The 12,440-nt window shown below is 58.0% G+C and carries 9 protein-coding genes and 2 pseudogenes; 1 reads left to right on the plus strand and 10 read right to left on the minus strand.

Annotation, left to right across the window (positions count from 1 at the left end):
- Positions 1–154: 154 nt before the first annotated feature.
- Complete coding sequence (locus P0D84_RS21755) at positions 155–1,807, minus strand: hypothetical protein (protein WP_408340270.1); 1,653 nt, start codon at positions 1,805–1,807, stop codon at positions 155–157.
- A 249-nt stretch (positions 1,808–2,056) separates the two neighbouring features.
- On the opposite strand from P0D84_RS21755, the gene P0D84_RS21760 reads away from it, so the two are divergent.
- Positions 2,057–2,317 (plus strand): hypothetical protein, encoded by a 261-nt coding sequence (locus tag P0D84_RS21760; protein WP_408337159.1) that lies wholly within the window; start codon positions 2,057–2,059, stop codon positions 2,315–2,317.
- 109 nt (positions 2,318–2,426) lie between these two features.
- Here P0D84_RS21760 and P0D84_RS21765 read toward each other — a convergent pair.
- The 9 genes and pseudogenes from P0D84_RS21765 to P0D84_RS21805 form a co-directional block, all read right to left on the minus strand.
- A pseudogene (locus tag P0D84_RS21765) lies at positions 2,427–2,654 on the minus strand (transposase domain-containing protein); the annotation flags it as partial.
- 131 nt (positions 2,655–2,785) lie between these two features.
- Complete coding sequence (locus P0D84_RS21770; protein ID WP_408339057.1) at positions 2,786–3,793, minus strand: tyrosine-type recombinase/integrase; 1,008 nt, start codon at positions 3,791–3,793, stop codon at positions 2,786–2,788.
- Positions 3,786–4,748, minus strand: a complete 963-nt coding sequence (locus P0D84_RS21775) for a tyrosine-type recombinase/integrase (protein WP_408339055.1) — start codon at positions 4,746–4,748, stop codon at positions 3,786–3,788. The genes P0D84_RS21770 and P0D84_RS21775 overlap by 8 nt, the downstream gene beginning before the upstream one ends.
- Positions 4,745–5,725: a tyrosine-type recombinase/integrase gene (locus tag P0D84_RS21780; protein WP_408339053.1), complete on the minus strand. Its 981-nt coding sequence runs from the start codon at positions 5,723–5,725 to the stop codon at positions 4,745–4,747. Before P0D84_RS21780 ends, P0D84_RS21775 begins: the two co-directional genes overlap by 4 nt.
- Before the next feature lie 428 nt (positions 5,726–6,153).
- Positions 6,154–7,491: pseudogene (tnpC, locus tag P0D84_RS21785) on the minus strand (IS66 family transposase); the annotation flags it as partial.
- A 30-nt stretch (positions 7,492–7,521) separates the two neighbouring features.
- A complete protein-coding gene (gene tnpB, locus P0D84_RS21790; protein WP_408243351.1) occupies positions 7,522–7,869 on the minus strand; it encodes an IS66 family insertion sequence element accessory protein TnpB in 348 nt (115 codons plus the stop codon).
- Positions 7,866–8,264, minus strand: a complete 399-nt coding sequence (gene tnpA / locus P0D84_RS21795; RefSeq protein ID WP_408337155.1) for an IS66-like element accessory protein TnpA — start codon at positions 8,262–8,264, stop codon at positions 7,866–7,868. Before tnpA ends, tnpB begins: the two co-directional genes overlap by 4 nt.
- A 110-nt stretch (positions 8,265–8,374) precedes the next feature.
- Positions 8,375–9,868, minus strand: a complete 1,494-nt coding sequence (locus P0D84_RS21800; RefSeq protein ID WP_408340272.1) for a hypothetical protein — start codon at positions 9,866–9,868, stop codon at positions 8,375–8,377.
- A 347-nt stretch (positions 9,869–10,215) separates the two neighbouring features.
- Positions 10,216–12,024, minus strand: coding sequence for a DUF7380 domain-containing protein (locus P0D84_RS21805; RefSeq protein WP_408340274.1), 1,809 nt, complete (start codon positions 12,022–12,024; stop codon positions 10,216–10,218).
- Positions 12,025–12,440: the final 416 nt, after the last annotated feature.

Raw genomic sequence — 12,440 nt, forward strand, 5'->3', positions numbered from 1 at the left:
ACGCAAGAACTCTCGTCTGACTGAGGTTGCAATAATAGCAGCCGGCAGTTCGCCAGACGCATCCGGGTCGTGCGTCCGACTTGCATTGTCAGGCACCCTCGACGGCATACACGATGAAGGGTTCGTCGGCCAGTTCGGAAGCGGACAAGGTTGTTCAGGTCGCGAGGTGTGACTGGAGCCATCCGTGGAGCGCGTCAATTCGTACAAAGTGCGTGGGGACTTCATATGGCGGATTCCTCATCCACCAGTAGATGTCCCTACTGACGTAAACCTCGATGAACCGTGGAGGGGCAGTGCCGGTGGGCTCAGGCCACCCCAGGAGTTGCCGCAGCTGATCGACACGAGCGGCCAGGAATGCACGTCGCCCCTCGATTTTGGCGAACTGTCCTCCATTTTCTCCCGCACCGAAGATCCGGTCTCTAAGGCGACGAGCGTCTTTCAGGCAAAACGGTGACTGATTGTATTTGCATTCCGCGCTGAGCCAAAGGTTTGATTCCGGCCAGTATGCCAGCACATCGAAATCGCCCACGTCATCAAAATTCTCCTTGGGGAACCGCCGCTTGAAGTCGATCCCCGGGAGAACGTACGTGGCCATACGCGAACACACGTTGAATGCCTGAACTTCAAGCCGCTTCTCAATACTTTCCTTGATTGCACGGACTTGCTTTTTGATAGCTGGCCATTCAAAGTCGGCGGGCAGATATCCGTTCGAGACCGCATTGGTCCAAATACTGGAGGTCCGTTCGGCAGTTGCAGCGCCCCAGGCTATAAGCTCATTGCTGAGCGCGACAAGTGGTCGTATCGTGTATCTATCACCGCGCTTGGTATGTTCCCACACGGGCACGTCAGTTTCGTCCGTTTCTTTGCCGAGTAACCTGCGAATCCCAGTGGGCTTTAGCGTCAGGAATTCGATTATTTGATGCGCCTGAACTTCAGAAAGACCCTCAAGCGTGGCGACCAGCTTGGTGACAATCTCTGCGGCCGAAGCTTGATAGCAAAACTTGAGTTCTGAGGTGCCACCGACAGCGCGCCAGCTTGTAAGCACTGTCAGAGCTTGTAGCAATTGCGTAAGTGAGAATCCAAGTTGCCCGAGAAACGCGCCGTCGAGATCTTGGCGCGTCTTGTCTGTTTCCAATATGGAATTGACTTCGTCCTCCTGTATGAGGTCAAGGCCCAGACTGTCATGTGCTGCCTCGCGAGAAAACCGCTGTTCCTTCTCTTCGCGGTCGTCTGAATAGAAGACTTCGGGGACGTACCAGTCGTCCAGCTCTATGCCGCCAGCCTCGATACCGTTGTGCAGGGTATCGCTTGCGCCGTACAGCACGAAGAGCCAATTAATAGTCGCGAGCAACTGGACAACCGTAGGTGCGTCAGCGTTTCCCGTCCCGTGGGCTTGGAGGCTCAGGCAGCACTCGAGAAGGTAGCGGTAGTTTCGGGCGTTCTGATTGAAGCGGTCATGCGCTTCAATGAGCGCCTGGGCACGGTCGTATTCTACTTCGTGGCTCAAGCTCTGTTTGACCTGGAAGACACTGCGGCGATGTTCGGCGATTAACGCATCGTTCTGTTCAATGCAGAAAAGAAGAAGACCGTCTCGATCTAGCGATGAAATCCGCCGGTGCAGGTCTTGACGCATGGTCTCACGCGCGGCGTCGATGATTGCTTTGGCTGGTGCCAGTTCGTACCGCGCTGGAGCGGCGACTCCCTGCTTGCTCAGTGCGACCGCGAGGTCGCGTCGCGCGATCTTATAGTGTTCCGACTCAGGCAATTCCGGGCTTGCGCAGTCAGGAACATCAACGCGTCGTTCCACTCGCTTTAACGTGAAGCGTGGCAGTCGGGATGCAGTGGAGGCCAAGGCGCCCACGACGTCGGAGTTGATTGGCATTCGGAGCAGGTCGGATAAGCCTTGAACCACTGGTAAGCGCCTCGCTTGGACCGTTCGGGTTTTTCTGGACGACGCGATGTGAAGCGGGACATGCTATCTCCTTTGGGTATTTTGCGTTACCCGGTAACGAATTCAGACATATCGTTACCGGGTAACAACGACGAGGAGAAACCGATGGCGCAAACAACAGCGGAGCGGCAGGCCGCCTTCCGGGCAAGGCGGGCGACAGCTGGAAACGATGGCAACGGGGAGCGGCGGCTTGATATGTGGGTGACCACTGAAGCCGATCTCGCGCTCGCACGGCTGGCACGCCGTTACTCGGTAACGAAGCGTGAGATGCTGGAGCGGCTGGTAGTGCGGGCCGACGCGGCTATCGTGCGCAGGCTCGATCCGGACTCCGCAGAATGGGATACCTACTTCCAGGTTCGACGGTAGCCCTTCAGCGTTACCGGGTAACGGACCGCTGTCCCAGGTGCAGTCGGCTACTGGCTCAGCGCGTGTGAGCCGTTCCGGGCGATCGGGGCGTGCTGTCCACCGCTGTTGTTCAACCGGTCGGAACCGCAGGTTGGGGCGGATTTTGCAGGTGTGCGGCAACGCGCCAGGGCAGCAATTCGTCGACGCGGTTGATCGGGTGATCGGCGATGCAGGTCAGCACATGGCACAGGTAAGCACGCGGATCGACGCCATTGAGTTTGCACGTGGCGATCAGCGAGTACATCGCCGCTGCCCGCTCACCGCCGCTGTCAGAGCCGGCGAACATGAAGTTTTTTCTGCAATGCAATTATGTGCATTGTCGGAATAATGCGCAGTTGCAAATTATGCGGAGTTACTCATTGTCGAAGAGTGCCATGCGAGTCGCCGACGCGATCCGCAGGGATTCGCGGTTCGGCGAGCTACGCATAATTACAGCGACTCAAGGAACTGGAGGATGCGGTCCGGTGGTCGATAGCGACGGTTCTTCACTTCCGGTGGCTGAATCCTGCTCAGCGCTCGCTGCTTCATCGTCAGATCGGCTTCCATATAGCAGTGTGTTGTCGATGGGCTTTCGTGTCCCAGCCACAAGGCGATGACCGAGAGGTCGACGCCTGATTGAAGTAGATGCATGGCAGTCGCGTGACGAACCAGGTGCGGAGAAACACGCCGTTTGGCGAGTTGCGGACATTGGTCCTTCGCGCGCGTTACGGCAATTCTCATTCGATCGGCGACATTGGAGCGTGTCATCGCGTTTCCCGATCGATTTGGAAAGAGCCTCTGACTTGATGCATCCTGGATCTGCGGCAACCACCCCTTGATGAGCCTGGCCGTGGATCGCCATAAAGGCACCGTTCGTTCCTTGCGTCCTTTGCCAAGAATATGAACGAAGGGTGATGTACCCAGCACGACATCACTGACGCGTAGTGCCAGCATCTCCGAGACGCGCGCCCCCGTGTTATACATCGTTGCCAGCAGAACCCTGTCGCGTTGACCCGACCAGGTGTCCGGGTCAGGCGCCGTCAACAGTTGCTGAATCTCTTCGCGTGACAGGAATCCGACCATAGGTTTATCGCACCGCTTCATCGGCACGGAGAGTGCGCGCTGTATAACGGCCAACGACGCGACGTCACGGTGTGCCGCGTACTTCAAGAACGAGCGCAACGCTGCGAGTCGAACGTTGCGGGTCCGCGTGCTGTTGCGCCGCTCAACCTCGAGATGCCGCAGAAACGCCAAGATCAGCGGCGCATCCATGTCCGACAGCTTCAGATCAGTTGGGCACCTGGCAAGGCGATCCGATGCGAACTGAAGAAACAGACGAAACGAATCGCGGTAGCTCGATATCGTCTCCGGGCTCACCGCACGTTGCTGCATCAACCGTTCGACGAAGAAGTCCTGCAGGAGCGTCGCGAAGGAAGGAACTAGGCAGGCTTTAGTCATGACGTACCCCTTCGGCAAAGCACGCAAATTTCCGGCTCACGATTTCCATGAGATCGGGAACCGCAGTCAGATACCAGTAGGTATCGCTCGGCTTCACGTGCCCCAGATATGTCGACAGCGCAATCATCCGGTTGTCGACGTTCACGCCGTCCTGATACCACTTGAGGATGCACCGGCACACGAACGTGTGGCGAAGATCATGGATTCGAGGCAACGCGTGGTCACCCCGAGAAGTCCACGCGAGTTGCTCGCGAAGCCGACCGAACACCCAGTGCACCGTTCGGGCCTGCAACTTCCTGCCATCAAGATTCACAAAGAACGAATCGCACGGCTCTGCGGCGACGACCAGCGCACGGCGAGCAGCGTAACGCTTCATGGCCAGAGTTACGGTAGGATGCATCGGAATAAGGCGCGACTTGTGAAACTTCGTCTCGCGCACCGTGAGCGTGCCCTCAGCAAGATTCACGTCGTCTCGAGAGAGATTGATGGCTTCCGAGATACGCAAGCCGGTTGCCGCAATCAAACCAAACAGCGCTTCATATGTAAGCGGTATGATCGAACCGACGGGTAACATCGCCGCCGACGCCGTGAGGAGTTCGCCGAGTTCCTGCTCCGTGTAGATGTGCGGCGCCAGACGACGATGGGCCCGCCCGCACAAGTCGCGTCGCGGAACAACCGTATCGGGATAGAACTGCCTGAGGTACTTCGCGAAGGGGCGCACTACCTCGATCCGACGCGCCCAGGTAATGGACCTTTGGCTCGGTGTCGAGTGTGCCCAAGCAAGGGCCAGACTTTCGGTGATCGGACCGCGATCGTGCGCCGTATCCGCGAAGCGGGCGAAGTTCATCAGCACCTGCCCCGAGATCGCAAGGTCGAAGCCGAGACAGCGTCGCTCTGCGAGATACGTTTCCACCAGCGATACCATTGTGTGTGCCGATTTGACGGGACGCTTCATGATTTGCTCCCCGGCCAGGGAAGCGCCACGGCCTCCAGGCTTCGCAGGTCGATCTTCGTGTAGATCGCGGTGGTGTCGATGCTCTGATGGTGCAATACGTCAGCCACTTCCTTCAACGACGAGCCGGAACGAAGCAGCCGTCGGGCCACGCTGTGCCTCAGAAGATGGGTTCCAGATTGTTCAGTCCAGCCGCAGCGAACATATGCGGCATGCACGGCCTGATGGACGCGCCCGGTTCCCAACGGAACGTCGGCGGGTGCGTAATGCCGGACAAAGACAGCACGGGAGGTCGTCGTCTTCCTTCGGGCTAACCGGATATAGTCGGCGATCGCACGACCTGTTGGCTCGGGCAACGGAATGACGTAGCCCCGTCGCGATTTGGTGCGACGGATTTGCAGCGTGCCTTCGCGCCAGTTTAAATCGTCGAGTTGGATTTGCACGACTTCCGCAGCCCGCAACCCAAGATCAGCCAGACAGCGCGCCACTGCGTAATCACGTAAGCTGGACGCAGTCGCGCGATCGAAGGAGTTCAGGAACTGCTCAATCGCTGCATCCGAAAGCGTTTCAGGCAGCGCCGCCAACCTCCATCCAGCCACGTTCGGTACTGCCGCGATCAGCTCTTCGACCTGGTCGTTATATTGCATGGTCCTGAATCGCAGATAACTGCGCAACGTCACGCCCGCTACGTGAGCGGCTCCAGCATTGCACCCGTCAGGGTAGCGCGTAACGAAACGACGGATATCCCGAATCGTTAGCTGCTCCATGTCGATGTGTTTGCGACCAAAGCGCTGACGCAAGAAATCGCGAATGATTCGACCACGCTGATATCGCGTGCATTCGGCTAGGCCGCAAACGTCCTTGAGGTGGTCAGTAAAGCGACACACCTCCTGTTGCACCGAATCCGGTTCTGCCTGCAGAAACCGAGGGACACCGCACGCGCCCAACACGACCAGCAAATGCCGAAGTGCAGCACTCACGTCTGTCCGACACCTCGGAATCGGATCTGGGCAGGTACATCGCCGCAAATGGTCGTTCACGAACCTGCAGACAAGTCGATCGTCGACACTTGCTACGGCTATACGGTGCGTTGTAAGCCAATACGCAAAGTGCGCGGCGCACCTCACGTAGCGGTTGACGGTGCCGGCCGCGTAGCCGGTATCAACGAGATATTCGCAGTAGCGCTCTGCGAAAGGAGAAAGGACGCTGCGCCACAACCACGCCTGAGGCTGCGGTCGAAGAGGAACCAAGCCGATCATGATGATTCTCCTGAATGGGTAACAACCCAAACAGGAAAGCATCTTTTTTATGTGCAGTTTGCTGCAAGCCACAGATCCCTGCAAGGCGCGTCGCACTGGCGCTCGTGACGAGCCGTACGATGCAAACTCCGCATAATTTGCGGCTGCGCATTATTTCGTCCCAGTGAGACACAGCGCAGCGCGTTCTCCGCGATGTTGTTGTCTATCTCCACCGTGCCATCGTCGCAGTACAGCGTCAGCGCGAGCCATTGATTGAGCGAGTAGTTGATGGCCTTGGCCGTATCCGACTTCGTTGACAGCATCTGGAGCTTTGCCCTGAGCCATGCACCGTAGGTTTCAAGCAGCGGTTTGGCCTTCTCCTGCCGCACACGCAGCCGCTCGGCAGGCGGCTTGCCGCGGATACTGGCTTCGATGCCGTAGAGCTCGCCAATATAGTCGAGCGCCTTTTGCGTGGTTTCAGACGGCGTGCGCACGTGAATGTCGTACAGCTTTCTCCTCGCGTGCGCCCAGCATGCTGCCTCGCGCATCGAGCCGTCCCGGAACAGCTCGTTGAAGCCCGAATACGCGTCTGCCTGCAGGATCCCGCTGAAGCCGGTCAGATGGCGCTGGGGATGGACGCCTTGCCGGTTGGGCGAGTACGCAAACCAGACGGCGGCTGGTTCCTTCGAACCGGACCGACGGTCATCACGCACATAGACCCACAGCCGGCCTGTCTTTGTCTTCTTGTTGCCCGGCGCGAGCACAGGGATCGGCGTGTCGTCCGCATGGATCTTGAGGCCGCCCATCGCGTAGCGGCGCAGCGCTTTCACCAGCGGATCGACGAGCGCCTCGCACTGACCAACCCAGCGGCCCATGCTCGCCGGGTCCAGTTTGACGTTTTCGCGTGCAGCGATCTCCGACTGCCGGTAAAGCGGCTGGTGATCGGCATACTTGGCCACAAAGATCTCGGCAAGCAGGCTTGGGTGCGCGATGCCGCGCTGAATCGGCAGGCTCGGTGCCGGCGGCTGAACGATGCGACCGCAGCAGGCGCAGATCTTCTTGCGCCGGATGGTGCGGATGACCTTGAACGCTGCCGCGATGCGGCCGAGCTGCTCGGAGACGTCCTCGCCCAGCGCTTGCATCTGGCCGCCGCATTCGGCGCAGGTTGGCTCCGGCTCGAGCACGTGCTCCTCACGCGGCAGGTGGTCCGGGAGCGCCTCGCGCGAAGCACGTTCGGGCGCGTCGGACCTGCTCCTGCCGCCGGCCTGTGCTTCGCGCGTTTCGGCTGCGCCACGGCTGCCGGTCAGATCATCCAGTCGGGTCTCAAGTTCCGCAATTTGCCGGTCCAGTTTCTCGGACTTGCGGCCGAACTGCATGCGCTTGAGCTTGTCGATCTGTGCCTTGAGCCGTTCGATTTCCAGATCGCGCTCGGCCAGGGACGCCCGCGCCTCGAGCAACAAGGCCTTGAGTGCATCGATGTCATCAGGAAGGTCGCTGGCATCAGACATGCCACGCAGTTTACGCAGGTGTTGCGCGGTTTACAACATCGACAGTGGCTCGGCGGTACGGCGTGGCTGCCGCCAGTCGATGCCCTCAAGCAGCATCGACAGCTGGGCCTGGGTCAGATGGATCTTGCCGCTATCGGCCTGCGGCCAGACAAAGCGGCCACGCTCGAGCCGCTTTGCAAGCAGCCATAGCCCGTCGCTGGTAGCCCAAAGAATTTTTATCAGATCACCTCGACGGCCGCGGAAGATGAACACGTGACCGCCCAGCGGATTCTCCTGAAGCGCCGTCTGTACCTTGGCGGCCAGGCCCTGGAACCCGGAACGCATGTCGGTCACCCCCGCGGCAATCCAGATGCGTGTGCCCGCCGGCAGACCGATCATCGCGACAGCTCGCGAATCAGCAGCCGCAGTGTCTCCGGCGAGACCTCGCCGCGAATGCGCAGGCGTGCACGCTCGAACTCCACCTCGCAGACACTCTCCAGCGGCTCAGTTGTAGTGACCGTTGGCGGCGGCGCCTGTACAGACGTACCGTCGATGATGTTCACCGGCAATAACGGCGGAATCTCGCACTCCGCCTGCTCGGACAGCGTCGGCAGACCGTACGCTCCCTCGAGATACGCTCGCCGCCACTTGAAGAGCAGGTTCGCGTTGACATCATTGCCGCGCGCGATCAGGGCAACCGATGCACCCGGCTCAAAGGATTGCTCGACCAGGTGCCTCTTGAACTCGAGCGAGAAATTCGGCCGCTTGGTGCGTGCGCTTGATGTTTTGTCCACGTTGGTGCCCACAATAATTTGGTGGACACCAAATTACCCAAAGCATCGACCAGTCGTCCAGAATGGCCCTCGCGAGTTGCTTACGAACCACTGCGGTGAGGCATTCCACTTCAAATGAAGCGTCTATTGGCGAGTCGAGCCGTTCCTGGAGGCGCGCCAGGTTGACTTCTACCGTTACATCGACACAACCTGGTCTCGGGTCGGGCCGATGCAGCCGAGGGTCCCAAGAGGGAATCATGCTGCTCGACGAAAGACCAGAACCTTTCAAGCTCATCGGTATCCGACAGTGAATCGAATATCGATACGAAATCGGGCAACGAGAGGAGGCGCGTTCCCCCTTTGGGCGTTTTGATAGACAGCCAGGACGTTGCCACGCGATCGAGAATGGCCAGTATTCCGATTTCCGCAGAACTGGGTGGCGAGCCATCCGCGTTCCTGAGTTCGATGTACTGGTTGCTATCTTCGAGATGAAACGCCCAGTCCCCACTTGCTACGAGGCTATGTACCTGGTGCTCGAAGGCGTCGAGCGCCGGTATCTCGTCGATCGAGACGAGTGCCACGAGATAAATCCTTTTTCCCGCTCGGCAAACAGCAGCAATATGCCTATCTATCCTAGATTTTCGGGAGACCAACCTGAGCGGGCCTTGACAGACCGTTGGATCTCCAAACCTGCGTAGCAGGAAGCTGCCAATACGACGACATCGCCCGACAAAGTCGACCGAAGCGGCTGCGACCCGCGTCGCCCACGCGTCAATCACTACAGACGTCGCGTTTCGCAACGAAACCGGCAAACGCTTGCCATCAATCAGTGCAGTGGTCGCCGCGAGCGATGTGCCTTCCATAACTGCGTCGCCGAACTGTGTCCACGTTGCCAATGACGGACCATGTCCCTGTTCAATCGTTAGCTGTGGGCTGAATTTGTGACCCAACGACTGTACGGCAATGCACGCTGTTGAAAGCGCTGCGCGACACGTTTGCCAGAAGAGCACGGATGGCACTTCTCGGTGCCCGCTGGAGATATTATCTACGCTTCCGACGACGTCCCGGCTGATGTTGGAAATCACGCAATTTTGCAACGCAATCGCGCAAGCCATATCGTCCAGTGCATCCGCGTGATCTGCATAAATCAGACGGAACGCTTCGACGAAGTCCGGAATCCGTTCCACGGCACAGCCATAAAAAACCGCGCGGTATTCGTCGTCCGATGAGAGGCGGATGTCACCCCAGTCAGGTTCAGGCACGAAGTCTTCCAGCGATGGAAAACTGGGGATGACTCGGTATATCTGCGTGACAAATTCGCAAAATTCATCGTAGCTGTCGATACCTTTTGCTCGTGTGAACTGCTCAGAGTGCATCGAAAGGGCGACGCCAAGGGCAAGGTGATGCGTCACATGGGCTGAAATGTTCGGGAGCCATAGATGCGAGACCTCCAGTGAAAGAACGACGTCATATGGGTTGTATTGCGCATAAATGTTCTGAAGGTCCTCGCGGGCTTGCCGGAGGGCAATGTCCATGTCGTTTGTGAAATCGCATCGACCCAAGGCATGCAGGGGATTTATGCCCTGTTCACGGCGCTCACGCTTCATTCGAGACTTTTTCCCCATAGCTGCTCCCCGTTCTTCAAGTTTTGTGACTTGCCTGTCGAAGCACTTTCACAAGGTAGGGTGATATGCCCTAAGGTGATTCACCCGGCTCGACAAACTGTGCAGCTTCCGGCTTGATATCTGGATTTCGGGCAAGCGGGTAGATGTGACTTCGGTTGGAGTGGAACCAATGCGTCAGTTTAACGGCCGGGGCGACTATCGCTCTGTGTGTTGTGGTGGCCCCCGGCGCCTCTACGATAAGCGACTAAATGGACAATGGCGAGCTTTTCAATCATTCAAGTCGACGTCGATACCCGGATAGGATATCAAGCGAGGGCCCGTGCATGGCGGATGCTCCGTCCACTGTGTCAAGAAAATTTTCCATAAATAATTTTCAGCCCGAGCCACCACGCATAATGGGCTGACAAGGCAAAGCATGCTGTATCGTCCATGAGACCGTGCGCAAGCTGATTGCGAAGATTGGGTCCGAACTGACTACAGAAAAGGGCTTTAAGCTCAAATATCAGATCGTCACTGAATATATCGCGCATTTCTGGCATGTCAACCAGCGTACTCATCCCATTTTCCATCTCTATTCCGACCGCATCAAGGGTAGTGGTTTTGGCTCCTGCCTGCTTCAAGTGATATCGGATCATGTTTTCAATTTGAGGAACAAGAACATGCAGCGCTGCGACCATGTCACCTTCGAATCCATAGGATAGCGCCTTGCCATACAGGCGCGTCCTGTCCGGCGGAACAAGGGGAGATTGCTCCGCGACGAGAACGAAGTCCTGTTCACGCAGCTGCTGCTCCTCGCGTAGTACTTCGAGCGCCGGAAGGATGCAGCCGTGACTTACCAAATCGACTCGAATCCGATACTCGGCGGTCATTTGTTCGAAAATGGCGAGTTCATCCGGTCCCGCGTTCCGATCGAAGCCGGCAGCCGAAAGGCGTGCAACGACGCGCCCATCGGGCGATAGATAGGTACTGCCGAACAGATTGCCAAACAGGCTCTCGCTGCAGCGCTTTTCGGCGTTCGCGCGAAGCCTGGCGACGTTGCTTAGCGGGGACACCGCTGCGAATTTCGCGAGTGCATCCAAGCTCTCGAGCCCGCGTACGGCATCGCGCGATGCTTGAACGGTCTCTTCCAGGTTAACAGGCTTGCTCCGAATCGTTTGCATCTGGCCGATTGCTCTCTGCTGCGCCGCCGACATCGCGCCGTGGTACTGATCGATTAGTTCAGTAACACCGAAGTCAGCGCGATGAGCGTTGGGAATGCCTCGCAACTGGTGAATCGCTTTCTCATACTGCATCGACGCCACAATAAAGTTGGAAGGCTCGGCACCTATCTTCGCGGCTGCGTCGTCAGCGAATGCCTTTGCTGCCTTAATCTTGATCGCGCACGATGCCTGCACGTCCCCCTCTTTGACGAACCATCCATCGGCTCCGCTGTAGTACGCCGTAGTTCGATTGACATCACCCGTCTTGGCGAATGCGTCGGCGAGCTGCGTCAGATGTGTTGCAATCATAGTGCCATGCGACCTTCCCAACCCGTACTGCTCAAGGGCGTCGGCGATCCACAGCGCGAAAAAGCCGGCATTGTCGGATGCCCCGCGAAGTGCGTCGGTCAGCGACGTTTCAATCTCGGAAAGTCGCGAACCTGCGGCTGCCTTGAGGCGCATTGACAGGCTGATGGCGCGTTCCCATGAAAGGCGACCGTTGTTTATCCAGGTGTCCTCGTTGAGGGGAAGGTTTCGATACGCGTCGATTGCCTCAAGGGCGAACGTGAATCGCTTGCGAAACCGTATCCAGACCATATCAGCGAGGCGGGCACGGAGTTGGGACTCGTCGACTTCGGTCGTGAATGAGGCAAAGAAGTCGATGTCAGCGTCAGACAGGTCACGGAACGACGCTGACGATCGACCATCGGCGAGCACAAGCATCGGAACAAACGGATCGGTCGCGCTGGAAGGCGCCAGGGACATCGAGCAGGCGTGTGAAAGTAGCGACAGAACACGGGCTTTTCTGAAGTCCCCCGCTTCCTTTGCACGCTCAGATGCAACCGAAAACGCGTGCCAGAAAAGCGGCCAGCCATCGTCTTTGCATGCGTCGAGAATATCTTTCCATCCGGACTGACGGAAATCATCGATTGTCAGCGGCGCGTCAATTTCGGGCATTTCTCTTCTCTTGCGATAGCGGGTTGACGGAGGGGACATGCTATTGAACCTTACCGGAAATACGGACGCCGCCCACGGGCTTTTGTGCGGCGTGGCATCACCCGACGGAAAGCTTGCGATCGCTACCACGAGCAGGACGGGCGTTGCACTGACGAAAAAGCAAGCCTAAAACAAGATTGGCCGATATAGCGACGGCCTTTCCCGGTAAGCCCACAAGCATATGAAACCGCTCACAGACAAGCGTGCCGGATCAGCATCGCAGATATTGAATGGTGCGCAAAGGTCCCCTGTTGATGAGGTAAAGTGCCTGTTTGCACACGCGATGCTGGACCCTGCCGGTCCGAAGTCCATACCGACGGATTCAATCCACTCTTTCCGCTTGATGTGCGTTGCAGAGCTCACGACGGGGATATAGA

It is taken from the genome of Paraburkholderia sp. RL17-337-BIB-A, from assembly GCF_046025895.1.
Taxonomy (GTDB): Bacteria; Pseudomonadota; Gammaproteobacteria; order Burkholderiales; family Burkholderiaceae; genus Paraburkholderia; species Paraburkholderia fungorum_C.